Origin of the sequence: Paraburkholderia haematera (genome assembly GCF_905220975.1) — a bacterium.
Lineage (GTDB): Bacteria > Pseudomonadota > Gammaproteobacteria > Burkholderiales > Burkholderiaceae > Paraburkholderia > Paraburkholderia haematera.
Genome location: NZ_CAJNBK010000040.1, coordinates 19,207 through 42,617, shown reverse-complemented (window position 1 = coordinate 42,617; position 23,411 = coordinate 19,207). Strand labels below are relative to the sequence as shown.

The 23,411-nt window shown below is 62.1% G+C and carries 22 protein-coding genes; 12 read left to right on the top strand and 10 right to left on the bottom strand.

Annotated features, from left to right (window positions below; genetic code table 11):
* Nucleotides 1–281: 281 nt before the first annotated feature.
* The 3 genes from thrC to KHO23_RS33170 all read right to left on the bottom strand — a co-directional run bounded on the left by thrC (nt 282) and on the right by KHO23_RS33170 (nt 4,406).
* Nucleotides 282–1,733: a threonine synthase gene (gene thrC / locus KHO23_RS33180; protein ID WP_211617094.1), complete on the bottom strand. Its 1,452-nt coding sequence runs from the start codon at nt 1,731–1,733 to the stop codon at nt 282–284.
* Between the two features lie 8 nt (nt 1,734–1,741).
* Nucleotides 1,742–3,073, bottom strand: a complete 1,332-nt coding sequence (locus tag KHO23_RS33175) for a homoserine dehydrogenase (RefSeq protein WP_211617092.1) — start codon at nt 3,071–3,073, stop codon at nt 1,742–1,744.
* An 85-nt stretch (nt 3,074–3,158) separates the two neighbouring features.
* Nucleotides 3,159–4,406 (bottom strand): pyridoxal phosphate-dependent aminotransferase, encoded by a 1,248-nt coding sequence (locus KHO23_RS33170; RefSeq protein WP_280519153.1) that lies wholly within the window; start codon nt 4,404–4,406, stop codon nt 3,159–3,161.
* A 551-nt stretch (nt 4,407–4,957) separates the two neighbouring features.
* Here KHO23_RS33170 and KHO23_RS33165 point away from each other — a divergent pair.
* The 12 genes from KHO23_RS33165 (at nt 4,958) to KHO23_RS33110 (ending at nt 18,369) form a co-directional block, all read left to right on the top strand.
* The gene (locus tag KHO23_RS33165) at nt 4,958–5,332 is read left to right on the top strand and encodes an Mth938-like domain-containing protein (RefSeq protein WP_211617090.1); all 375 of its coding nucleotides are present in this window, start codon (nt 4,958–4,960) and stop codon (nt 5,330–5,332) included.
* A 221-nt stretch (nt 5,333–5,553) separates the two neighbouring features.
* Complete coding sequence (locus KHO23_RS33160; protein ID WP_211617088.1) at nt 5,554–7,320, top strand: glycosyltransferase family 39 protein; 1,767 nt, start codon at nt 5,554–5,556, stop codon at nt 7,318–7,320.
* A gap of 25 nt (nt 7,321–7,345) precedes the next feature.
* Entirely contained in the window at nt 7,346–7,717 is a 372-nt protein-coding gene (locus KHO23_RS33155) for a DMT family transporter (RefSeq protein WP_120291601.1), read from the top strand.
* 268 nt (nt 7,718–7,985) lie between these two features.
* Nucleotides 7,986–9,137, top strand: coding sequence for a DegT/DnrJ/EryC1/StrS family aminotransferase (locus KHO23_RS33150; protein ID WP_211617086.1), 1,152 nt, complete (start codon nt 7,986–7,988; stop codon nt 9,135–9,137).
* A 6-nt stretch (nt 9,138–9,143) separates the two neighbouring features.
* A complete protein-coding gene (locus KHO23_RS33145) occupies nt 9,144–10,187 on the top strand; it encodes a glycosyltransferase (protein WP_211617084.1) in 1,044 nt (347 codons plus the stop codon).
* Complete coding sequence (locus tag KHO23_RS33140) at nt 10,184–11,131, top strand: formyltransferase (RefSeq protein ID WP_211617082.1); 948 nt, start codon at nt 10,184–10,186, stop codon at nt 11,129–11,131. Before KHO23_RS33145 ends, KHO23_RS33140 begins: the two co-directional genes overlap by 4 nt.
* A complete protein-coding gene (locus KHO23_RS33135; RefSeq protein ID WP_211617080.1) occupies nt 11,128–12,174 on the top strand; it encodes a bifunctional UDP-4-keto-pentose/UDP-xylose synthase in 1,047 nt (348 codons plus the stop codon). The genes KHO23_RS33140 and KHO23_RS33135 overlap by 4 nt, the downstream gene beginning before the upstream one ends.
* A gap of 13 nt (nt 12,175–12,187) precedes the next feature.
* Nucleotides 12,188–13,081 carry a polysaccharide deacetylase family protein gene (locus KHO23_RS33130; protein WP_211617078.1) on the top strand — a complete coding sequence of 298 codons (894 nt, stop codon included), beginning with the start codon at nt 12,188–12,190 and terminating at the stop codon, nt 13,079–13,081.
* Nucleotides 13,082–13,198: 117 nt separating this feature from the next.
* The gene (locus KHO23_RS33125) at nt 13,199–13,702 is read left to right on the top strand and encodes a peroxiredoxin (protein WP_407946091.1); all 504 of its coding nucleotides are present in this window, start codon (nt 13,199–13,201) and stop codon (nt 13,700–13,702) included.
* A gap of 347 nt (nt 13,703–14,049) precedes the next feature.
* Complete coding sequence (locus KHO23_RS33120; RefSeq protein ID WP_211617074.1) at nt 14,050–15,924, top strand: PhoH family protein; 1,875 nt, start codon at nt 14,050–14,052, stop codon at nt 15,922–15,924.
* 205 nt (nt 15,925–16,129) lie between these two features.
* Complete coding sequence (locus KHO23_RS33115) at nt 16,130–17,371, top strand: C40 family peptidase (protein ID WP_211617072.1); 1,242 nt, start codon at nt 16,130–16,132, stop codon at nt 17,369–17,371.
* A gap of 191 nt (nt 17,372–17,562) precedes the next feature.
* Nucleotides 17,563–18,369 carry an SDR family oxidoreductase gene (locus tag KHO23_RS33110; protein WP_211617070.1) on the top strand — a complete coding sequence of 269 codons (807 nt, stop codon included), beginning with the start codon at nt 17,563–17,565 and terminating at the stop codon, nt 18,367–18,369.
* A 96-nt stretch (nt 18,370–18,465) separates the two neighbouring features.
* Here the strand turns inward: KHO23_RS33110 and KHO23_RS33105 are convergent, their stop codons facing one another.
* From KHO23_RS33105 to rpsF, 7 genes are all read right to left on the bottom strand, one after another.
* On the bottom strand, nt 18,466–19,476 hold the full coding sequence (locus tag KHO23_RS33105; protein WP_211617068.1) for an inorganic phosphate transporter: 1,011 nt from the start codon (nt 19,474–19,476) through the stop codon (nt 18,466–18,468).
* Nucleotides 19,476–20,102 carry a DUF47 domain-containing protein gene (locus tag KHO23_RS33100; protein WP_211617066.1) on the bottom strand — a complete coding sequence of 209 codons (627 nt, stop codon included), beginning with the start codon at nt 20,100–20,102 and terminating at the stop codon, nt 19,476–19,478. The genes KHO23_RS33105 and KHO23_RS33100 overlap by 1 nt, the downstream gene beginning before the upstream one ends.
* Before the next feature lie 116 nt (nt 20,103–20,218).
* Nucleotides 20,219–21,604, bottom strand: a complete 1,386-nt coding sequence (locus tag KHO23_RS33095; RefSeq protein ID WP_063495982.1) for a replicative DNA helicase — start codon at nt 21,602–21,604, stop codon at nt 20,219–20,221.
* Between the two features lie 146 nt (nt 21,605–21,750).
* Nucleotides 21,751–22,203, bottom strand: coding sequence for a 50S ribosomal protein L9 (gene rplI / locus KHO23_RS33090; protein ID WP_211617064.1), 453 nt, complete (start codon nt 22,201–22,203; stop codon nt 21,751–21,753).
* A gap of 27 nt (nt 22,204–22,230) precedes the next feature.
* The gene (gene rpsR / locus KHO23_RS33085; RefSeq protein ID WP_012432802.1) at nt 22,231–22,506 is read right to left on the bottom strand and encodes a 30S ribosomal protein S18; all 276 of its coding nucleotides are present in this window, start codon (nt 22,504–22,506) and stop codon (nt 22,231–22,233) included.
* Between the two features lie 2 nt (nt 22,507–22,508).
* Nucleotides 22,509–22,808 carry a primosomal replication protein N gene (priB, locus tag KHO23_RS33080; RefSeq protein WP_211617062.1) on the bottom strand — a complete coding sequence of 100 codons (300 nt, stop codon included), beginning with the start codon at nt 22,806–22,808 and terminating at the stop codon, nt 22,509–22,511.
* Nucleotides 22,809–22,858: 50 nt separating this feature from the next.
* Nucleotides 22,859–23,233: a 30S ribosomal protein S6 gene (rpsF, locus tag KHO23_RS33075; RefSeq protein WP_097392318.1), complete on the bottom strand. Its 375-nt coding sequence runs from the start codon at nt 23,231–23,233 to the stop codon at nt 22,859–22,861.
* Nucleotides 23,234–23,411 lie beyond the last annotated feature (178 nt).

Here is a 23,411-nt window from a genome sequence, read left to right as displayed (position 1 = left end):
AGCTCAGGATCGGGTTTCACTCGTTTGTTGCGTTTCGCTACGGTCATCGTCGCTCCTGTTACTGGCAGTCTCCTGCCAAATGACCGTTTACACAAAACTAATTACACCCTCCCCGCGCAGCCACGGTAGTGGTGCATCTGGAATCCGTGTTCTCGCACATTCGGCGCGAGTGACACAGCAGTCATACCTCCGGCGGCGCTGCGCGCGCCGTGGCGGTCTTCCCCAAAATCGATCTTGTTTGTCGCTCGAGCGCGACTCCGTCGCGCTCGATGCTCATGGTGTTACTCGCCCGTCTTTGCCGCGATGAAGTCCTTCACGCGCTGGACGTCCGCCGGCAGCACTTCAAATCGCTGCGGTAGCGACTCCAGTCCCGCAAACGCGGCTGGGCGCTCCGGTTCGCGCAGCAGCGCTTCTCGGATCGTCTCGCCGAACTTGATCGGCTGCGCCGTCTCCAGCACGATCATCGGGATGCCCGCCTGCAAATGCTCGCGCGCTACCTTCAGGCCGTCAGCCGTGTGCGTGTCGATCATCGTGTCGTAACGCTCGAAAACGTCGCGGATCGCGTCCACGCGGTCCTCGTGGCTGCTGCGCCCCGACACGAAACCGAATTCCGCCACGCGCGCAAAATCGCCGCTCGCGGCAAGGTCGAATCCGCCCTTCTCTTCAACGTCGCGGAATAGTTGCAGCACGCGCGCCGGGTCGCGGCCCAGCAGGTCGAACACGAACCGCTCGAAGTTCGAAGCCTTCGAAATGTCCATGCTCGGGCTGCTCGTGTGGTACGTCTCAGCCGCCTTGCGCACACGGTAAATGCCCGTGCGGAAGAACTCGTCGAGCACGTCGTTTTCGTTCGTGGCAACCACCAGCTTCTCGATCGGCAAACCCATCATGCGCGCGATGTGACCCGCGCACACATTGCCGAAATTGCCCGACGGCACCGTGAACGAGACGCGCTCGTCATTCGACTTTGTCGCGGCGAAGTAGCCCTTGAAGTAGTACACGACCTGGGCCACGACGCGCGCCCAATTGATCGAGTTGACCGTGCCGATCTTGTACTTCGCCTTGAACGCGTGGTCGTTCGAAACCGCCTTCACAATGTCCTGAGCATCGTCGAACACACCTTCGACCGCGATGTTGAAAATGTTCGGGTCCTGCAGGCTGTACATCTGCGCAGTCTGGAACGCGCTCATCTTCTTGTGCGGCGAGAGCATGAACACGCTAATGCCCTGCTTGCCACGCATCGCATATTCCGCAGCGCTACCCGTGTCGCCCGACGTCGCGCCGAGAATGTTCAGCGTCTCGCCATGCCGCGCCAGCGCGTATTCGAACAGGTTGCCGATCAACTGCATCGCCATGTCCTTGAACGCGAGCGTCGGTCCGTTCGACAGTTCCAGCAACGACAACGGCGCGCCATTCTCGACGCCCAGCGTCTTCAAGGGTGTGATCTGCGCAGCGCTTTCGTCGTCGCGCACGTTGCAATATGTCTCAGCCGTGTAGGTCTTACGCGTCAGTGCGCGCAGGTCCTCGGCGGGGATGTCGTCGCTGAATTTCGACAGGATCTCAAAGGCAAGGTCCGCGTACGGCAGCGTGCGCCAACGCGTCAGTTCGTCAGCCGTGACGCGCGGATATTGCGCCGGCAGGTACAGGCCGCCGTCTTTCGCCAGACCGCCCAGCAGAATCTCGGAAAAGGTATGGCGCTCGCCGGCTCCGGCGCCGCGCGTAGAGAGGTAGTTCATAGTTCGGCCTAGTTCAGCGCTTCCATGCGCAGCTTCGTGACTTGCGAGACAACGGTCTTCAACGCTTCAATCGTTTTGATCGCCGCGTTGACGTTCTTTTCAACCGTCTCGTGCGTAATCAGGATGATGTCGGTTTCGCCCTTGCCGTTCGCGTCGACCTGCTCCGACTCCTTCTGCAGCAACGCGTCGATCGAGATGCCGGTATCCGCCAGAATGCGCGTGATGTCGGCCAGCACGCCCGTCACGTCCGCCACGCGCAGACGCAGGTAGTAGCCGCTCGTCACCTCTTCGATCGGCAGGATCGGCGTGCTCGACAGGCTGTCCGGCTGGAATGCCAGATGCGGCACGCGATGCTCCGGGTCCGCGGTATGCAGACGCGTCACGTCGACGAGGTCGGCCACCACGGCGGATGCCGTCGGCTCCGCGCCCGCGCCCTTGCCGTAGTACAGCGTCGAGCCAACCGCGTCGCCGTGCACCACGACCGCGTTCATCGCGCCTTCAACGTTCGCCAGCAGGCGCTTTTCCGGAATCAGCGTGGGATGCACGCGCAGTTCGATGCCCTTGTCCGTACGGCGCGAAATGCCGAGCAACTTGATGCGATAGCCGAGCTCTTCGGCGTATTTGATGTCGATCGCCGCCAGCTTGCTGATGCCTTCGACGTACGCCTTATCGAACTGCACCGGCACGCCGAACGCAATCGCGCTCATGATCGTCGCCTTGTGGGCGGCGTCCACGCCTTCGATGTCGAAGGTCGGATCGGCTTCGGCGTAACCCAGTTCCTGCGCCGCTTTCAAGGCGGTCGCGAAGTCGAGCCCGCGGTCGCGCATCTCCGAGAGGATGTAGTTCGTCGTGCCGTTAATGATGCCGGCAATGTACTGGATGCGATTGGCCGTGAGCCCTTCGCGCAGCGCCTTGATGATCGGAATGCCGCCCGCCACCGCGGCCTCGAACGCCACCATCACGCCGTTGGCGCGCGCCGCTTCGAAAATCTCCGTACCGTGCACGGCGAGCAGCGCCTTGTTGGCGGTGACCACATGCTTGCGGTTTTTGATCGCGCGCAGGACGAGGTCGCGGGCCACGCCCGTGCCGCCGATCATTTCCGCGATGATATCGATCGACGGATCGTCGACCACCGCGTTGAAGTCATCGGTCAGCGCCACTGTGCCGGCTTCACTGCCGAGCGCGGCGGTCGCCTTGGCGGGATTGCGCACGGCAATGCGCACAATCTCGATGCCACGGCCCGCGCGGCGTTTGATTTCTTCCTGATTGCGGCGCAGTACCGTGAAGGTGCCGCTGCCTACCGTGCCGAAGCCCAGCAGTCCAACTTTGATCGGTTCCATGCAGCGTGTGTTTTCGAGTAAGTGATTAAAAGGAAACTGCGGAATCTGGGGCTGGCAGCGGCGCGCACCGGGCGCGCCGCCTATCTCAAGCCGTGTGGCGTTTGCGGTAGCCGTCGAGGAAGCGCGCGATCCGGTTGATCGAATCCGCGAGGTCGTCCACGTTCGGCAGGAACACGACGCGGAAGTGATCCGGCGTTTTCCAGTTGAAACCGGTGCCTTGAACCAGCAGCACGCGCTCTTCCAGCAGAAGATCAAGGATGAACTGCTGGTCGTCCTGAATCGGGTAAATCTTCGGATCGAGGCGCGGGAACATGTACAGCGCCGCCTCGGGCTTCACGCAGCTCACGCCGGGGATGGCCGTCAGCATGTCATACGCGAGTTCGCGCTGTTTGTACAGGCGCCCGCTCGGCACGATCAGGTCGTTAATGCTTTGGTAGCCGCCCAGCGCCGTCTGGATCGCGTACTGGCCGGGCACGTTCGGGCACAGGCGCATCGAGGCCAGAATGCCGAGCCCTTCGAAATAGTCTTTGCCATTACGGCGGTTCTCGCCGGTCAGGCCCGAGATGAACATCCAGCCGGCGCGGTAGCCGCACGAACGGTAGCTCTTCGAGAGGCTGTTGAACGTGACGGTGAGCACGTCTTCGGAGAGCGCGGCCATCGACGTGTGCTTCTTGCCGTCATAGACGATCTTGTCGTAGACCTCGTCGGCGAAGATCACGAGGCCGTGCTGGCGGGCGATCTCGATCAGGCCGAGCAGCAGTTCGTCCGAGTACAGCGCGCCGGTCGGATTGTTCGGGTTGATGACGACGAGCGCACGCGTATTCGGCGTGATTTTCGCGCGAATGTCGTCCAGATCGGGCATCCAGCTGTTCGATTCGTCGCAGATGTAATGCACGGGCGTGCCGCCCGACAGGCTGACGCCGGCGGTCCACAGCGGGTAGTCCGGCGCGGGCAGCAAGACTTCGTCGCCGTCGTTCAGGAGGCCTTGCAGCGCCATCACGATCAGCTCGGAGGCGCCATTGCCGATGTAGATGTCGTCCAGTTCGACGCCATGCACGCCCTTTTGCTGCGTGTAATGCATGATCGCCTTGCGCGCGGCGAACACGCCCTTGGAATCCGAGTAGCCGGACGAGCCCGGCAGATTCAGGATCATGTCCTGGATGATTTCATCCGGCGCGTCGAAGCCGAACGGCGCGAGATTGCCGATGTTCAGCTTGATGATGCGGTGGCCCTCTTCTTCGAGCCGCTTCGCATGTTCGAGGACAGGCCCGCGAATGTCGTAGCAGACATTCAACAACTTGTTGGATTTGAGAATCGGTTTCACGGCGGGCACTTCATCCTGTTGATGGGCTTGGCAAACAAGCGGGAGCGAATATACCGGGACCCAAGCAAGTCCGCCGATACGGGGAATTATGACGTGGCACGCCCGCCAGACACGGAGCGGGCTGCCAGGCGCGAATTGGGCCAGCTTGCCGGGCTGCTCAGGCGCGCGTCCGGCGGATTGCGCCGGCGCAGCAGCCAAACAGATCCAAAACAGACCCAAAACGGACAAAAAGCAGACCCAAAGCAGGTAAAAACAGTCGAAAAACCGACAAAACGCGGGCAGAACCAAGGCAGGTAGCCGGGGACCGCGCCAGTGCCCTCAGCGCGGCTTATGACAGCACATGAGGCGACACTTGAGCGAGGGGCGCCGCAAGGCGGCTAAAAAGTTATAATTTAGCGGATTTTGGCCGACTTCCGCAATGCACCAACTGCAACGGCAGGCCTTTTCGGCCGCTTCTGTGCCATTCGCGTGTCCCACTCGCGTCAAACCGCCCTGCTTCCGTTCTGCCCGGTCAGGCCGCCAACACGCATGATGTCTCGCGACGACTTCGGAAAACGAATTTGAAATTACATCAGGATTCCAGCGGCGCCCTCAACACCGTCACCGGCTACGGCGCCGGCTATGTCGAAATCAATCTGGTGCGCCACGCCGGCAGTATTCTCCTGCTGCCGGATGCGCCCGTCATCGCCTGGCCCGTCTCCGCTTTCGACCAGTTGAGCGCCGAACACTTCGCCATGCTGGTGGACGCCGCGCCCGAAGTGGTCGTGTTCGGCGGTGGCGAACGGTTGCGCTTCCCCCATCCGAGCCTGACCGCCGCACTTACCGCCAAACGCATCGGCGTCGAAACGATGGACTTCAAGGCCGCCTGCCGCACCTACAACATTCTGATGGCCGAGGGCCGCAAGGTCGCAGCCGCGTTGCTGATCGAAGCATAGTGGCGCCGCGTCGGCGCCACGAAGTTGTCGTGTGACCGGCGTGCAGGCGCAGGAGGCCATGCACGGCATGCACGGCATGCGCGGCCTCCGGAGCGGCTCCGCCTCTCGCCGCATCACGGCTGATAACGTACACTGCGCGCCATTGGCGCCACGCCGGCGATCGTCCTTCCCAAATAACACCGCCCCGCCGCCTACGCGGCGTCGCTAAAAAGGTTGAAACCATGAACGATACGCCGACGAGGCTACCGCTCAATCGCACCACGATCCTGCTGCTGGTGCTGGCCCTCGCCGTGATCTGGTTCGTGCCGCTCGGCTGGCGCCATCTGCTGCCGAGCGACGAAGGCCGCTACGCCGAAATGGCGCGCGAAATGTTCGTCACCGGCGACTGGATCACGCCGCGCTATAACGGCTACAAGTATTTCGAAAAGCCACCGCTGCAGACCTGGGCGAACGCGCTGACGTTCGCGTGGTTCGGTGTCGGCGAATGGCAGGCGCGGCTCTACACCGCGCTGACGGGCTTTGCCGGCGTGCTGCTGATCGGCTTCACCGGCGCGCGCGTGTTCAATGCGGCGACCGGCGTATTCACGGCGATCGTGCTGGCCACATCCCCGTACTGGAACCTGATGGGCCACTTCAACACACTCGACATGGGCCTGTCGTTCTGGATGGAGTTGACGCTCTGCGCGCTGCTGCTGGCGCAGCGCCCCAACCTGCCGACCGCCAGCGTGCGGGCGTGGATGTGGGTGTGCTGGGGAGCGATGGCGCTGGCGGTACTGTCCAAGGGTCTCGTCGGCCTGATTCTGCCGGGTGCGGTGCTGGTGCTGTACACCCTGGCCGCACGCGACTGGGCCGTGTGGAAGCGTCTGCATCTGATCGGCGGCCTGATCGTGTTTTTCGCGATCGTCACGCCGTGGTTTGTACTGGTGCAGCAGCGCAACCCGGAATTCCTGAACTTTTTCTTCATCGTTCAACAGTTCAAGCGCTATCTGACGCCGGAACAGAACCGTCCGGGGCCGTTCTATTACTTCGTGCCGGTGCTGCTGGTCGGCTTCCTGCCGTGGTTGTCCGTGACCTTCCAGAGCGTGCGGCACGCGTGGCGCCTGCCGCGCCAGCCGAACGGCTTTGCGCCGATCACGCTGATGCTGGTGTGGACCGCGTTCATCTTCCTGTTCTTCAGCGCGTCCCACTCGAAGCTCCTGTCCTACACGCTGCCGATCGCCCCGCCGATCGCCCTGATCATCGGCATGTACCTGCCGCTCGTCACGCGCGACCAGCTGCGCCGCCATCTGGCGGGCTATGCGCTGTTTCTCGTCGTGGCCGCGTTTGCCGCGCTGTTCATGTCGCGCTTCGGCAACGCGCGCAACCCGACCGAGCTCTATGTGGAATACCGCACCTGGGTGCTGGCGGCACTCGGCGTCGCCTTCGTGTTCACACTCGTCGCGCTGTGGCTGAACCGCCGCAGCCGCGCCGGCGTGCTCGCCGCCGTCGCGAGCTTTGGCGCGGCGTGGCTGCTGCTCGGCACGATTGCCGGCACGGGTCACGACGTGTTCGGCCGCCTGAGCTCCGGCGCGCCGCTCGCGCCCGCGATCAAGGCCGAGATCGCGAAGTTGCCGGCCGATACGCCGTTCTACTCGGTCGGCGTGCTCGACCACACGTTGCCGTTCTATGTCGACCATACGATGATCATGGTCGAACATCCCGACGAGCTGGCATTCGGCGTGTCCGTCGAGCCGCAGAAATGGGTGCCGTCGATCGACGCGTGGATCGAGCGCTGGAAGGCCGAGCGCTACGCGCTCGCGCTGATTCCGCCGCCGACTTACGACAGGCTGGTCAAAGAGGGGCTGCCGATGCAGGTGATCGCGCGCGACCCGCGCCGGGTGGTGGTCATGAAGCCCCTGGCGGCACCCGCGCCCGCATCCGACGCGGCAGCACCGGGCGCACCGGCGCAAGACGGACCCGCGCCGGCAGTAGAAAAACCACAGCAATGACCCCATATCAAGATCTGACCAGTCGATGAACCCGATTTCCCTCTTTTGTATCCTCGCCGGCGTTACGTTGAACGCCGGCGCGCAGTTGCTGCTCAAAGCCGGAACGAATGCCGTTGGACACTTCGAATTCACCCGTGCGAACATCCTGCCCATCGCCTTTCGCCTCGCGACGCAGCCGCCGATCATCGGCGGGCTGGCCTGTTACGTGATTAGCGTGGGCGTGTGGGTGGTCGGACTCTCGCGGGTGGACGTGTCGATCGCCTATCCGATGTTGTCGCTCGGATACGTCGTCAACGCGTTCGCGGCGTGGTATCTATTCGGCGAAGTGATGTCGGTGCAGAAGCTTGTGGGGATCGGCGTCATCCTGATCGGCGTCGTGGTCCTGGCGCGCAGCTAGGCTGTCATACTCCCGGCCGCGCTTTGCCGGGCACGATTTATTACCGTTTATTGCCAGCGCCGGTGCGAGCGCTGCGAAAATGCCGGCAGCAAAGATGCGGTAAAGGTGCGGTAAGCCGGACACCGCCGGTGGCTAAGTAAAACGTAAGGTTGGCCGCGGTAAGCTTGGCGGTTGCGCCCTTTTTTAGTCGTGGCCTTGGGTTTGCGGGTAGTTTGTGATCTACTTCGCGCCCTTCGGGTTGCACCCCTTTCAATCGAGCGAAGCATTCATGAGCCAGTCAACAGTCCCGTTTTTGCCGTTTGTCAAACCTGAGATCGATGAAGAAACGATTCAGGGTGTCGCCGACGTGCTCCGCTCCGGTTGGATCACCACCGGCCCGCAGAACCAGAAGTTCGAAGCGGCGTTGTCCGAGTTCTGCGGCGGCCGTCCGGTGCGCACGTTCAATTCCGGCACTGCAACGCTCGAAATCGGCCTGCGTATCGCCGGTGTGGGCGAAGGCGACGAAGTCATCACCACCCCCGCTTCATGGGTCGCGACCAGCAATGTGGTCTACGAAGTCGGCGCGACGCCGGTGTTCGCCGACATCGATCCGGTGACCCGCAACATTGACCTCGACCTGCTGGAAAAGGCCATCACGCCGCGCACCAAGGCCATCATTCCGGTGTACCTGTCGGGCCTGCCGGTCGACATGGACCGGTTGTACGCAATCGCCCGCGCCCACAAGCTGCGCGTGATCGAAGACGCCGCGCAGGCCTTCGGCTCGACGTGGAAAGGCGAGCGCATCGGCCGACTCGGCGACATGGTTTCGTTCAGCTTTCACGCGAACAAGAATCTGACTTCGATCGAAGGCGGCGCGCTGGTGCTGAACAACGAGGAAGAAGCGATCCTCGCGCAGAAGTACCGCCTGCAAGGCATTACCCGCACCGGCTTCGACGGCATGGACTGCGATGTGCTGGGCGGCAAGTACAACCTGACGGACGTCGCCGCGCGCGTCGGCCTCGGTCAACTGCCGCACCTGGAGCGTTTCCTCGCGCAGCGCAAAAAACTCGTGCGCGCCTATTTCGCAGGGCTCGAAGGCGGCGCGGCGGTCAAGCTGGGCATCGGCCTGCCGTTTGCGGACTTCGAAAACAGCAACTGGCACATGTTCCAGATCACGCTGCCGCTCGAAAAACTGTCGATCGACCGCGCCGGCTTCATGGGCGCGCTGAAAGAGCGTGGCATCGGCTCGGGCGTGCACTATCCTGCGATTCACCTGTTCTCGCTGTACCGTGCGCGCGGCTTCAAGGAAGGGATGTTTCCGCACGCGGAGCGCTTCGGCGCTACCAACGTCACGCTGCCGCTGTTCACGCTGATGAACGAGGGCGACGTGGAGCGGGTCTGCCGCGCGGTCAATGAAATTTGCGAACAATACGGAAAATAAGCGGAAATGAGTTATTCGGAACATCGCGCCGTCGCACCGGAAGTGTCGATCATCATTCCGGTGTACAACGAGGAAGCCGGGCTGGCCGAGCTGTTCACGCGCCTTTACCCGGCGCTTGACGCGCTCGGCACCGGTTATGAAGTGATCTTCATCAACGACGGCAGCCGCGACAAATCCGCCGCCCTGCTCGCCGAGCAGTTCCGCGCGCGGCCCGACACGACCCGCGTGATCCTGCTGAACGGCAACTACGGCCAGCACATGGCGATTCTGGCGGGCTTCGAGCAATCGCGCGGTGAGATCGTCATCACGCTCGACGCCGACCTGCAGAATCCGCCGGAAGAAATCGGCAAGCTGGTCAACAAGATGCGCGAAGGTTTCGACTACGTCGGCACGATCCGTCTGCAACGCCAGGACAGCTTGTGGCGCCGCAAGGCCTCGCGCGCGATGAACCGTCTGCGCGAGCGCATCACGCGCATCAAGATGACCGACCAGGGCTGCATGCTGCGCGCCTACAGCCGGCACATCATCGACACGATCAATCGCTGCGGCGAGATCAACACCTTCATTCCGGCGCTCGCATATACCTTCGCGCAGAATCCGGTCGAGATCGAAGTCGCGCACGAAGAGCGTTTTGCCGGCGAATCGAAGTACTCGCTGTATTCGCTGATCCGCTTGAATTTCGACCTGGTCACCGGCTTCTCGGTGGTGCCGCTGCAATGGCTGTCGTTCATCGGCGTGATCCTGTCGCTCGGGTCCGCGGCGCTGTTCGTGCTGCTGCTGATTCGCCGCTTCATCATCGGCGCGGAAGTGCAAGGTGTGTTCACGCTGTTCGCAATCACCTTCTTCCTGCTCGGCGTGATCATCTTCGCGCTGGGCCTGCTGGGTGAATACATCGGCCGGATTTACCAGCAGGTGCGCGCGCGTCCGCGTTATCTGGTGCAGACGATTCTCGAGCAGCGCGACGGCACCACCGTGAGCGAAGCGCCGCGTCAGACGGTCGTGCAGGCGGTGCAAGCGGCGCCGCTGGTCGATCAGGGCCCGAATCCATGAAGCCGCGCGCCGTCGTATTCGCGTATCACAACGTCGGCGTGCGCTGCCTGCAGGTGCTGCTCGCACGCGGTGTCGACGTGGCGCTGGTCGTCACGCACGAGGACAGCCCGAGCGAAAACATCTGGTTCGGCAGCGTCGCCTCGGTTGCGGCCGAGCACGGCATTCCGGTCGTCACGCCGGCCGATCCGAAAAGTCCGGAATTGCGCGCCGCGGTGAGCGCCGCGCGCCCGGACTTCATCTTCTCGTTCTATTACCGTCACATGTTGCCGGTCGACCTGCTGGCACTCGCCGCACGGGGCGCTTACAACATGCACGGCTCGCTCCTGCCGAAGTACCGAGGCCGCGTGCCGACCAACTGGGCGGTGATCCACGGCGAAACCGAAACCGGCGCGACGCTGCACGAAATGGCCGCCAAGCCCGACGCGGGTGCGATCATCGCGCAAACGCCGGTGCCGATCCTGCCCGACGACACCGCCGCGCAAGTGTTCGACAAGGTCACGGTGGCCGCCGAGCAAACCCTCTGGCGCGTGCTCCCGGCGCTGCTCGCGGGCGAAGCACCGCATCTGCCGAACGATCTGACGCACGGCAGCTACTACGGCGGGCGCAAGCCTGAAGACGGCCGGATCGACTGGACGCAACCCGCGCAGCAGGTCTACAACCTGATCCGCGCGGTCGCGCCACCCTATCCCGGCGCGTTTACGGATATCGAAGGCCACCGTTTCATCATCGCCCGTGCGCGGCTGGCTGCGCCCGGCGCGCTTCGCTCGGATTTGCCGCCAGGCCTGCACGTAAGCGATAATGCCGTTTTTGCGATATGCGGCGACGGTCGCTCGATCGCCATCCACGAATTGCGGCATCAGCATGACGGCAACGAAACCGTTGTCGCCCCGGCCGAATTCGCCCGGCTCATCCAAACTCCCCTCGAAACTCCCCGTTACTCATGAAAAAAGTCCTGATTCTGGGTGTGAACGGCTTCATCGGCCATCACCTGTCCAAACGCATTCTCGAAACGACCGATTGGGAAGTCTTCGGGATGGACATGCAGACCGAACGTCTGGGTGACCTGATCAACCATGAGCGGATGCACTTCTTCGAAGGCGACATCACGATCAACAAGGAGTGGGTCGAGTATCACATCAAGAAGTGCGATGTGATCCTGCCGCTGGTCGCGATCGCCACGCCCGCCACGTACGTGAAGCAGCCGTTGCGCGTGTTCGAGCTGGATTTCGAAGCGAACCTGCCGATCGTGCGTTCGGCCGTCAAGTACGGCAAGCACCTCGTGTTTCCGTCGACCTCCGAGGTCTACGGCATGTGCACGGACGAGCAGTTCGATCCGGAAGAGTCGCAACTGTCGTACGGCCCGATCAACAAGCCGCGCTGGATCTACGCGTGCTCCAAGCAACTGATGGACCGCGTGATCTGGGGTTACGGCATGGAAGGCCTGAACTTCACGCTGTTCCGTCCGTTCAACTGGATCGGCCCGGGTCTCGATTCGATCTACACGCCGAAGGAAGGCAGCTCGCGCGTGGTCACGCAGTTCCTCGGCCACATTGTGCGTGGCGAGAACATCTCCCTCGTGGACGGCGGCGCCCAAAAGCGCGCGTTCACGGATATCGACGACGGCATCGGCGCGCTGATGAAGATCATCGAGAACAAGGACGGCGTCGCCACGGGCAAGATCTACAACATCGGCAACCCGACCAACAACTTCTCGGTGCGCGAGCTCGCGCACAAAATGCTGACGCTGGCCGCCGAATTCCCGGAATACGCCGACCTCGCGAAGCAGGTGCAGCTGGTCGAAACGTCCTCGGGCGCGTATTACGGTGCGGGCTACCAGGACGTGCAGAACCGCGTGCCGAAGATCGACAACACGATGCAGGAACTCGGCTGGGCGCCGAAGTCGACCTTCGACGAAGCGCTGCGCAAGATTTTCGAAGCGTATCGTGGTCACGTCGCCGAAGCTCGCGCCCTCGTCGAACAACAATAATAAGGCCTGATCCTTGGCTCGTATCGTCCTGAAGATCGACGTCGACACGCTGCGCGGCACCCGCGAAGGCGTGCCGAATCTCGCTCGCATCTTCGACCGTTTCAAGGCGCGCGCCACTTTCCTCTTCAGCCTCGGACCCGACCATACTGGTTGGGCGATGCGCCGCGTGTTGCGGCCAGGCTTTCTGAAGAAGGTGTCGCGCACGTCGGTGGTCGAGCATTACGGCATCAAGCAATTGATGTATGGCGTGCTGCTGCCCGGACCGGACATCGGCGTGAAGACCGCCGCCGAAATGCGCGCGATTCATGAAGCCGGTTTCGAATGTGGCATCCACACATGGGACCACGTTTACTGGCAGGACAACGTGCGTTCGCAAGATCGCGAGTGGACCGGGAAGCAGATGCAGAAAAGCTTCAACCGCTTTGTCGCGATCTTCGGCGCGCCGCCTGTCACGCACGGTGCGGCGGGCTGGCAGATGAACGGCCATGCGTTCGAGCAGATCGACGCATGGGGCATGCACTACGCTTCCGACGGGCGCGGCCACTCGCCGTATCTGCCAGTGGTCGGCGGTAAGCAACTGTCGCACGTGCAGATGCCCACCACGCTGCCCACGCTCGACGAAGTGCTCGGCGTGGATGGCGTCGACGAGCACAACGTCGCCGCATGGATGTTGAAGCACACCGAGAACAATCCGCACGATCAGGTGTTCACGCTGCACGCGGAACTCGAAGGACAAAAGCTCGCGCCGATTTTCGAACAGCTGCTGGAAGGCTGGCGCGCGCAAGGCCATACCTTCGCGACCATGGGTGATTACTACGCCACGCTAGACCGCAGGACGCTGCCATCGTACCCTGTTACGTGGGGCGAAATTCCAGGCCGCTCCGGCGAGTTGATTGTCCAGCCCTGACTGGCCAAGCTGCAGCCGGCCCCGGCGACCCGAGCACCGCGCGAGCGATCACCACGCGCCATTCGCCCTCCCCAAAGCCTCGATGCCAGGCCGACGCCACAGTAGTTGCAAAAGCAAATGCAAATACTGCGGCGTCGGCCATCACAACCGGAGAACCTCGTGCCCATCGCAGTCGACCAACCCCTCCCCGACTTTACCGCTCCCGCTACCGGTGGCGATATCACGCTGTCCAAGCTGCGGGGCAAGAAGGTGGTGCTGTATTTCTACCCGAAGGACAACACGCCGGGCTGCACGACCGAAGGTCTGCAATTCCGCGACCTGTATCCGAAGTTCAGGAAAGCCGGTGCGGAAATTCTTGGCGTGTCGCGCGACAGCCTGCGCTCTCATGACAATTTCAAGGCAAAGCTCGAACTGCCGTTTCCGTTGATCTCGGATCCCGAGGAAACCTTGTGCGCGCTCTTCGGCGTCATGAAATTGAAGAAAATGTATGGCAAAGAAGTACGTGGGATCGAACGCTCCACGTTCCTGATCGACGCCGAAGGCGTGCTGCGCCAGGAGTGGCGTGGCGTGAAAGTGCCAGGGCACGTCGACGACATTCTGGAGGCTGTACAAGCGCTTTGAGGCGCGTTATATTGGGTTCCAATGAGTGCCTGTCCACCCCACACTTTTCGCAACTGCGCCAGACTTGACGGCCGTTTTGTCGGTGCCGTCGGAGTCGTGAGGCGCAACGCGATGACCGAAGGCGAGCCGCTTGTCCCGTACGCCGGGGCGGCGGCTTTTTTAATTGCGCGCAGCCGTTCGTTCACTCGGCTACGCGCTTCCGTTAAGGAGCCGATCGAAGACCAGGCGAACCGGCATCTCTAGACCGAATGCGCGCCTCCGGGCGCAAACTGCGTGCGCACTCACTGGCACCGGCAGAATGCGACAGGCGGCGCACGAAATGCGACCCGATTAATTCGAGGGAAACCATGCCTTTGCCTACCCCCCCCAGCAAGCTCGGCAATCTCCTGCCGCCTGACGAATACAAGGCCAAAGCCGCCACGCCGGCGCGCTCCGCCGCGAAGAAACAGGCAGTCGGAGGGGAATCAGCAGAGTCGGCCGATTACGGCCGCGCGAACGTCGCCACGCCGATGGCGCACGCCGCCAATGCCGCGACCACTTTGCGGCCCGTACCGGCATCGCCGGCTTCCTCCGTTGCGTCCGCATCCGCCGAGCAAGCCGCACCGGCGCGTGGACGCAAATCGAAGCAGACCGCCGCCTTGCTGCAACCGGTTCCCGCTACCCGTGCGCAAGCCGAGCCGGCTGCTGTTCCCACGCCCGCTGCCAGATCGCAGCCGGTCGTCGCGCGCGCGCCAAGCGCGAAAGACCCGGCCGCAAGCACGCCTGCAGCCGTAGCACCCAGCACGCGCGGCACCAGCAAGAAGCGCGGCGCGTCCACCGACCCGCTCGAAATGCAGAAGCTTTTCGTGCTCGACACGAACGTGCTGATGCACGATCCAAGCTGCCTGTTCCGTTTCGAGGAACACGACGTCTATCTGCCAATGATGACGTTGGAAGAACTGGACAACCACAAGAAGGGCATGTCCGAAGTCGCGCGTAACGCTCGCCAGGTGAGCCGCACGCTGGACGCGTTGGTGGCGAACGCCGGCAACATCTCGGACGGCATTTCGCTTGCGCGTCTCGGCAGTCGCGAGGCGTCCGGGCGCCTGTATTTCCAGACCAAGCTCAACGCCATCGAGCCGGTCGAAGGTCTGCCGGAAGGCAAGGCCGACAACCAGATTCTCGGCGTAGTGCGTGCACTGCAGCGCGACCGGATGGATCGCCAGGTCGTGCTGGTGTCGAAAGACATCAACATGCGTATCAAGGCGCATGCGCTCGGTCTGCCCGCGGAAGATTACTTCAACGACCAGGTGCTCGAAGACAGCGATCTGCTGTACTCGGGCATCCGTGCGCTGCCGCAGGATTTCTGGACCAAGCACGCGAAGGGCATGGAGAGCTGGCAGGACACCAAAACCGGCACCACGTATTACCGTGTGACGGGTCCGCTGTGCGCCTCGATGCTGGTGAACGAGTTTGTCTATCTGGAGCCGCAGAACGGCGAGCCGGTGTTTCATGCGCTGGTGCGCGAGCTGAACGGCAAGACGGCGTTGCTGCAAACCTTGCGTGACTACGGCCACCACAAGAACAACGTGTGGGGCATCACGGCGCGCAATCGCGAGCAGAACTTCGCGCTGAACCTGTTGATGAATCCGGAGATCGACTTTGTCACGCTGCTGGGTCAGGCCGGTACCGGCAAGACCCTGGTCGCGCTCGCGGCCGGCTTGGCTCAGGTGCTCGACGACAAGCGCTACAACGAGATCATCGTCACGCGCGCAACGGTGCCCGTCGGTGAAGACATCGGCTTCCTGCCGGGTACGGAAGAGGAAAAAATGCAACCGTGGATGGGTGCATTCGACGACAACCTCGAAGTCCTGCAGAAAACCGACGACGCTGCCGGAGAATGGGGCCGCGCCGCGACGCAGGAGCTGATCCGCTCGCGCCTGAAGGTCAAGAGCATGAACTTCATGCGCGGCCGCACGTTCGTCGACAAGTATCTGATCATCGACGAGGCGCAGAACCTGACGCCGAAGCAGATGAAGACGCTGGTCACGCGTGCCGGTCCGGGCACGAAGATCATCTGCCTCGGCAACATCGCGCAGATCGATACGCCTTACCTGACGGAAGGCAGCTCGGGTCTCACGTACGTGGTCGACCGCTTCAAGGGCTGGGCGCACAGCGGGCACGTGACGCTCGCGCGCGGCGAGCGCTCGCGCCTCGCGGATTACGCGTCGGAAATTCTTTAAGTTTCAACGCTTTAGCTTCAACCAGAAGCCGCGCCCGGGTCAACCCGGACGCGGCTTTTTTATTCGCCACACGTTCCAGACGGGCAACACTTAGCGCGCAAACTTCAAGTAATTTGTCAAGAATTCTTGCCTGAGCCATGTTCGACGGGCTACCATCCCGAAATCGTCCGCCATTAAACGAGCGTTTACCGCTCTCCCCGTCTTCATGCGCCGACTCGCCTTCTCGCTGCTGACCGTTTTGCTGCTCGCCGCTTGCGCCGGCGCGCCGCAAAAGACGTCGCGCGAATCGGGTTCGTCGGTCGTGGTCACGAACGGCGCTTATCGCGCGCCGCCTCCGGGCTTCCCGAATTTCGTCGACCACAGTGTCGGCCGCGAGGAAATCTCAATCCAGGCGATGAGTCTCGTCGGCATTCCATACCGTTGGGGTGGCAATACACCCGACAGCGGCTTCGATTGCAGCGGATTAGTTCGCTACGTGGTATCCCGCGCCGCTTCCGTGAGTCTGCCGCGCACGACTGCGGATATGAGCGGCCGCGGCGAATCGATCGAACCGGATGAAATTGCGCCGGGCGATCTGATTTTCTTCAACACCACCGGGCGGGCGCATTCGCACGTCGGTATTTATGTGGGCAAGCTGCGCTTCGTCAACGCGCCGTCGACGGGTGGCACGGTACGGCTCGACTATCTGACCAATCCGTATTGGGCCAAGCGCTTCGACGGCATTCGTCGCGTGGCGGCGCCGGCAGCGAAGCCGGCGCCGTTCGATACACCGAGCTATCAGGCTGCGGCGCCGCAACCGGAACGCACCGTACCGGTCGCTCAGACAGCATCGGCTTATACGGGCGCCGCGCTGGCGACGCAATCTTCGTCGGATTACGCGGCGAACCCTGTGACGACGCGGCCGGCGGGCTATACGGCAGCGCCTGTTGCGTCGCAAGCTTCGGGCTACGCCGCGAACCCGGCGGCTTCGCAGCAAACGGCTCGGGTCGCGGCGACCACTCGTGCGCCACTGACTGCCGCCGCACAGCCTTCGACAGCTACGGCTGCGGCGCCGGTGCCACAAGCTGATCCGTTCGAACCACCGCCGCCCGGCATGAGCGCCGCGCAGATACAGGCGCGCGCAGCAGGCGCAGTGTCTCCGGCGCCCGTTGCGGCCGCGCAAGCGAGTACGTTTGACGCCGCTGTGAGCTCGACAAGTCGGCAGACGGCACGCGCTGAATCGCCAACGGCTGTCGCCCGCACGCCGGATCCAATCGACGCCGCGGCGGACGCATTCGAGCCGCCTCCAGCCGCTTCAGTCGCCGCGCGCCAGGCACAGCAGGCCCAGCAAGCCGATGGAAACGCAGGCGTCCAGATCATGCGCGCCTCGACGGCATCGCGTGGCATCCCGGCCCCAACGCAAACGACCGACGACCCGATCGCACGCTTCGCCAACGGTAACGACTAATTGAGAGATGCGGGGTCGTGGCTCGTCGCTCATTCCTTGTGGCTGGTCGCTGATAGCTCATGACCCACGGCCGTGCCGCCTCGTCCTAGTTGAGCCCCGCCGCCCACACGCCGGGCCCCAAACCACGCCATCCCCGCTACGCTGCCGATCTGCTATCGTCACCGATATTCTTCCGACAGCGGGTGATGACGATGGATCTCGGTCTGAAAGACAAGGTGGTGCTGATCACGGGCGGCAGCAAAGGAATCGGGCTCGCGTGTGCCCGGGCGTTCGCCCTCGAGGGTGCGAAGGTCGCGATCGTTTCGCGCGACCCTGCCAATCTCGCGCGCGCTTACGAGCAGTTGAAGCAGGAAGGCCTGCATGTGCATCGGACCCGCGCTGACCTGCACGAACCGCACAGCGCAGCAGACGTCGTCGAGGAAGTCACCACCGCGGTCGGTCCCATCGACGTGCTGATCAACAGCGCCGGTGCGGCCCGTCGCTACGACCCGGAAACACTGGACGCCGATGCCTTCCGCGCGACCATGGAAGCAAAGTATTTCCCCTACATCTACCCGCAGCAGGAAGTGCTGCGGCGCATGGCCGAGCGCGTGAAGGCTGGCGACGACACCGCACCCGGCACGATCGTCAACATCATCGGTATGGGCGGCAAGATCGCGAGCGATATCCATATCGCCGGTGGCGCCGCCAATGCCGCGCTGATGCTTGCCACCGTCGGCCTCGCCCACTACTACGCGCGCTACGGCATCCGTATCAATGCGATCAACCCGGGTTCGACGCTGACCGAGCGCGTCGAGGAAGCGGTCAAACTGGAAGCGTCGCAGCAAGGCATTGAAAGCGCGGACGCGTTAGCGCGCGGGCAGGCTAAAGTGCCGCTCGGACGCTATGCAAAACCGGAGGAAATTGCCGACGTCGCGCTGTTTCTGGCGAGCCGCCGCGCGAGCTATGTGACGGGCGCGATCGTCCCGATGGATGGAGGCAACACGCCGCTGATCTGAGCGGCGCGCCTGATTTGACTGACAGCTTGAGTGGCTTGCCGTTTTACAGCGCGAACAGTCTGGCGGCTTGACAGCCCCCTCGCCGTTCGCGCGCGCTTACAGGAAGCGGTGGCCGAGCCACCAGGCTGCCGCGGAGAGCGCCGCCGAGGCAGGGATTGTCAGAATCCACGCCCAGACGATGTTGCCGGCTACGCCCCAGCGCACCGCGCTCAACTTCTGCGTCGCGCCGACCCCGACGATCGCGCCGGTGATCGTATGCGTAGTGGACACGGGAATACCCATCCACGACGCCGTAAATAGCGTGATCGCACCGCCCGCCTCCGCGCAGAAGCCACCTACTGGCTTCAGCTTGGTGATCTTCTGGCCCATCGTGCGGACGATCCGCCAGCCGCCGAACAGCGTGCCGATACCCATCGACAGATAGCAGCCGCCAATCACCCACAGCGGCGGTGCGTCCGCGATGGACGAAGCGTAGCCGGTCGCGATCAGCAACATCCAGATGATGCCGATGGTTTTCTGCGCGTCGTTGCCGCCGTGCCCGAGGCTGTACAAGCCTGCGGAGATCAGTTGCAGACGCCGGAAGCGCCGGTCGACTTTGCTGGGTGGCGTACGGAAGTAGATCCACGACACCGCCAGCATAAAGAACGAGCCGAGTACGAAACCGAGCAGCGGCGAGATGAAAATGAACGCAACCGTCTTCATCAGTCCGTCGAAATTGAGCGAACCCCAGCCCGACTTGGCGAGCGCCGCGCCCACCAACCCACCGATCAGCGCGTGCGACGAGCTGGACGGAATACCGTAGTGCCACGTGATGATGTTCCAGCCGATCGCCCCGACCAATGCGCCGAAAATGACGTAGTGGTCGACGATGTTCGGGTCGATCGTGCCCTTACCGACCGTCTGCGCCACTTTCAGGTGGAATACAAAATACGCGACGACGTTGAAAGCCGCCGCAAAGGCCACGGCCTGCTGCGGCTTCAACACGCCGGTCGACACGACCGTGGCGATCGAATTCGCCGCGTCGTGGAAGCCGTTCATGAAGTCGAAAATCAGCGCGACGGCAACCAGGCCGGCGACGACCCAGATAGCGAGTTGTATCGATTGCATTATGCGTTTTCCAGCACGATGCCTTCGATGATGTTCGCCACGTCCTCACACTTGTCGGTGATCGTTTCGAGCAGTTCGTAAATCGCCTTCAGCTTGATCAGCGTCTTGACGTTGTCTTCTTCGCGGAAAAGTTTCGACATGGCCGAGCGCAGCACGCGGTCGGCTTCCGATTCCAGACGGTCGATGTCCTCGCACGCCTTCAGGATCTGGCTCGCCTGCTTCATGTCGGACAGCAGGCTGACGGCGAATTGCACGCGCTCGGAGGTGGCTGTGCAGATGTGCGCCAACTGGCTCGCTTCAGAGGTCACCGCCTGCACGTCGTACAGCGAGATAGCGGTGGCGACGTCCTCCATCAGATCGAGGATGTCGTCCATTGTGGTGATCAGCTTGTGGATCTCGTCGCGGTCGAGCGGCGTGATGAAGGTCTTGTGCAGCAGGTCGATGGCTTCGTGCGTGAGCTTGTCAGCGGCCTTCTCGGACTTCTGCACATTCTGCTTATGGGTCTCGGCGTCCTGCAGGTTGTCGATCAGCAGCTCGAGTTCGTGGCTTGCCGAGACGATGCACGTTGCGTGCGCATTGAAAATTTCAAAGAACTTGCCCTCGGTGGGCATGAATCGACCGAACATTGGGATCCCGGAAATTGGTCACATTATGGCTGACATAAAACCGCCACATTGTACCGTTCCAGGATCGATGCCGCACTTTTGAAAGCGTCGTTACAACAGGCCCAACAGTTATTCCTTTACTCGCTGTAGAAATTCTGCGCGCCGGCAAAGTTGTCGAACTTCGTGAATTGACCATGGAATGTGAGCCGAACAGGGCCGATCGGGCCATTCCGCTGCTTACCGATGATAATTTCCGCCGTGCCCTTGTCCGGACTGTCCGGGTTGTACACCTCATCGCGATAGATGAACAGAATCACGTCCGCGTCCTGTTCGATTGCGCCGGATTCACGCAGGTCGGACATGATCGGCCGCTTGTTCGGGCGCTGTTCGAGACCCCGGTTGAGCTGCGACAAGGCGATCACCGGCACGTCGAGTTCTTTGGCGAGGCTCTTCAGCGAACGCGAGATTTCCGAGATTTCGGTCGCCCGGTTTTCACCCGACGACGAACCGCTCATCAGCTGCAAATAGTCGATGATGATGAGGCCGAGCTTGCCGCACTGGCGCGACAGCCTGCGCGCGCGCGAGCGCAATTCCATCGGGTTCAAGCCGCCGGTTTCGTCGATGAAAATCTGCGCCTCGCTCATTTTCTGCACCGCGTGCGTGAGCTTCGGCCAATCTTCGTCGGTCAGGCGCCCGGTTCGCATGCGGTGCTGGTCGAGCCGGCCGACCGAGCCCAGCATACGCATGGTGAGCTGCGAGCCCGGCATTTCCATGGAGAACACGGCGACCGGCAGGCCGTACTCGACCGCCACGTATTCGCCGACGTTCATCGAAAACGCCGTTTTACCCATCGACGGGCGGCCCGCCACGATAATCAGTTCGCCGCCGTGCATACCGGAGGTCATGCGATCCAGGTCGACGAAGCCGGTCGGCGTGCCGGTCACGTCGCTCGGATTGGCGGTGTGATATAGCGTGTCGATCCGCTCGACCACCTCGGTCAGCAAAGGCCCGATCTCCAGGAAGCCCTGCGTGCCACGCGCGCCGTCTTCAGCGATCGAAAACACCTTCGATTCGGCCTCGTCCAGCAACTGACGGACTTCCTTACCCTGCGGATTGAAAGCGTCGGCGGAAATTTCGTCGGCCACGGAGACAAGGCGGCGCAGGACCGCGCGATCGCGCACGATTTCCGCGTAGCGGCGAATATTGGCCGCGCTCGGTGTGTTTTGCGCGAGCGCGTTCAGGTACGCGAGACCGCCGACCTCCTCCGCCTTGCCCGAGGTGCCGAGCGCCTCGTACACGGTAATCACGTCGGCCGGACGCGTCGCCGCGATCAGCTTGCCGATGTGCTCGAAAATGATGCGATGGTCATATCGGTAAAAATCGCTCTGCGACAGGAAGTCGGCGATACGGTCCCATGCCGCGTTGTCGAGCAGCAGGCCGCCCAGCACCGACTGCTCGGCTTCGATCGAATGCGGCGGGACTTTCAGCGACTCGATTTGGGGATCTTTGGACGGTGCGTTCATGGAGAGGAATTATCGGGGTAAATGCGCGCGGAGGAAATCAAAAACCGATACTTCGATGCGTCGAAAGCAGGCAATAAAAAAGGCAGGGGCCGGTCACCCGGCCCCTGCCTTTTGCCAGCAACAACCTGGCGGATACAACTTAATGCTTAAACGTGTTCGCCGATCACAGCCACGTTGACATCGACGAGAACGTCGGTGTGCAGCGAGATCTGAACAGCGTGGTCGCCAACCATCTTCAGCGGGCCTTCCGGCAGACGCACTTGCGCCTTTTCCACTGCGAAGCCTTGCTTAACCAGTGCGTCAGCGATGTCGGCGTTCGTCACCGAACCAAACAGACGGCCGTCGACGCCAGCCTTCTGATTGATCTGAACCGTCGAGCCTGCCAGCTTTTCGCCTTGAGCTTGAGCGGCAGCCAGCTTTTCAGCGGCGATCTTTTCGAGTTCAGCGCGGCGAACTTCGAATTCAGCCAGGGCTTCCTTCGTTGCACGGCGAGCTTGCTTGTTCGGGATCAGGAAGTTACGTGCGTAACCGTCCTTGACCTTCACGATATCGCCCAGGTTGCCCAGATTGACGACTTTTTCCAGAAGAATAATTTGCATTCGGATACTCCTTATCGCGTCGTCGGGTTAGGCCTTGTGCTGGTCGGTGTACGGCACCAGCGCGAGGAAACGTGCGCGCTTGATTGCCGTATCCAGCTGGCGTTGATAGTGCGACTTCGTACCCGTGAGACGCGCCGGCGTGATCTTGCCGTTTTCGCCGATGAAGTCCTTCAGCGTTTCGAGGTCCTTGTAGTCGATGTGATCGACGTTAGCGGCCGTGAAACGGCAGAACTTCTTGCGCTTGAAGAGCGGATTTTGTTGCTGACGACGCTTGTCGAATTTCTTACCAGTCGGGCGGGGCATGTTCAGTCCTTTCCAATGTCCTGCAATTCTGTGATGTGAAATACCAGCGTTCTTGCGTTGCGGTGCTTTTTTGCCAGAAAGCCTGTGAAGAGCGTTTCTACGCCCATCCGACAGCCTTCCAGCTTACCGCTTGCCTCACCTGCGGCTACCGCCTGCATGGTCAGTTCGACTTGCCGGGTAATGCCGGCTTCGACGACTTCCGTGCGGTGGTGCAACGTGCAGCCTGCAATCGGAACGCCGGCGGGGGTATACCGCACCGGTTCGCGTTCGACGACGCTGGCCGTAAGTTGCAGCCGATTCATGTAGCCTTGGGCGAAAGCAACGCTTGATCTGGTAGCTTAAATAGTGTGTCTTAAGCCTGCGCTTCGGACGGTTGCGTAGCAGCCGACTTCTTGGCTTCTTCGCGCTGCACTTCCTTCATCATCGGCGACGGGCCGGTTTCGGCCTTCTTCATCTTGACGATCAGGTGACGCAGAACAGCGTCGTTGAACTTGAATGCGTGTTCCAGCTCGTCGAGCGTGGCTTGGTCGCATTCGATGTTCATGCAGACGTAGTGAGCCTTCGCGAGTTTCTCGATCATGTAGGCCAGTTGGCGACGGCCCCAGTCTTCGATACGGTGGATCTGGCCACCGTGCGAGGTGATCGTGCTCTTGTAACGCTCGATCATGGCGGGCACTTGCTCGCTCTGATCGGGGTGCACGATAAAGACGATTTCATAATGACGCATACACACTCCTTGGGACTTGTGGATTAAAGCCACCCGGGCGTCGGAACCGGTGTGGCAAGTGAGAAGCCAAAGAGTGTAACCCGATTAGGGCCGGGTTGCAAGATATCCCGTTAATCCGGCGCGCGAATCGGGTGTGTTTTCAAGGGTTTAGGGGCCGGCGGGCGGAAACGGCCGACGC

Bases quoted from the DNA above. Each gene is read 5' to 3' on its own strand.
- KHO23_RS33115 (WP_211617072.1), top strand. From the start codon at position 16,130: ATGCGCCGACTCGCCTTCTCGCTGCTGACCGTTTTGCTGCTCGCCGCT.
- rplI (WP_211617064.1), bottom strand. From the start codon at position 22,203: ATGCAAATTATTCTTCTGGAAAAAGTCGTCAATCTGGGCAACCTGGGC.
- KHO23_RS33175 (WP_211617092.1), bottom strand. From the start codon at position 3,073: ATGGAACCGATCAAAGTTGGACTGCTGGGCTTCGGCACGGTAGGCAGC.
- rpsF (WP_097392318.1), bottom strand. From the start codon at position 23,233: ATGCGTCATTATGAAATCGTCTTTATCGTGCACCCCGATCAGAGCGAG.
- KHO23_RS33160 (WP_211617088.1), top strand. From the start codon at position 5,554: ATGAACGATACGCCGACGAGGCTACCGCTCAATCGCACCACGATCCTG.
- KHO23_RS33110 (WP_211617070.1), top strand. From the start codon at position 17,563: ATGGATCTCGGTCTGAAAGACAAGGTGGTGCTGATCACGGGCGGCAGC.
- KHO23_RS33155 (WP_120291601.1), top strand. From the start codon at position 7,346: ATGAACCCGATTTCCCTCTTTTGTATCCTCGCCGGCGTTACGTTGAAC.
- KHO23_RS33105 (WP_211617068.1), bottom strand. From the start codon at position 19,476: ATGCAATCGATACAACTCGCTATCTGGGTCGTCGCCGGCCTGGTTGCC.
- KHO23_RS33150 (WP_211617086.1), top strand. From the start codon at position 7,986: ATGAGCCAGTCAACAGTCCCGTTTTTGCCGTTTGTCAAACCTGAGATC.
- KHO23_RS33145 (WP_211617084.1), top strand. From the start codon at position 9,144: ATGAGTTATTCGGAACATCGCGCCGTCGCACCGGAAGTGTCGATCATC.
- KHO23_RS33140 (WP_211617082.1), top strand. From the start codon at position 10,184: ATGAAGCCGCGCGCCGTCGTATTCGCGTATCACAACGTCGGCGTGCGC.
- KHO23_RS33135 (WP_211617080.1), top strand. From the start codon at position 11,128: ATGAAAAAAGTCCTGATTCTGGGTGTGAACGGCTTCATCGGCCATCAC.
- KHO23_RS33125 (WP_407946091.1), top strand. From the start codon at position 13,199: ATGCAAATACTGCGGCGTCGGCCATCACAACCGGAGAACCTCGTGCCC.
- priB (WP_211617062.1), bottom strand. From the start codon at position 22,808: ATGAATCGGCTGCAACTTACGGCCAGCGTCGTCGAACGCGAACCGGTG.
- rpsR (WP_012432802.1), bottom strand. From the start codon at position 22,506: ATGCCCCGCCCGACTGGTAAGAAATTCGACAAGCGTCGTCAGCAACAA.
- KHO23_RS33095 (WP_063495982.1), bottom strand. From the start codon at position 21,604: ATGAACGCACCGTCCAAAGATCCCCAAATCGAGTCGCTGAAAGTCCCG.
- KHO23_RS33100 (WP_211617066.1), bottom strand. From the start codon at position 20,102: ATGTTCGGTCGATTCATGCCCACCGAGGGCAAGTTCTTTGAAATTTTC.
- KHO23_RS33120 (WP_211617074.1), top strand. From the start codon at position 14,050: ATGCCTTTGCCTACCCCCCCCAGCAAGCTCGGCAATCTCCTGCCGCCT.
- thrC (WP_211617094.1), bottom strand. From the start codon at position 1,733: ATGAACTACCTCTCTACGCGCGGCGCCGGAGCCGGCGAGCGCCATACC.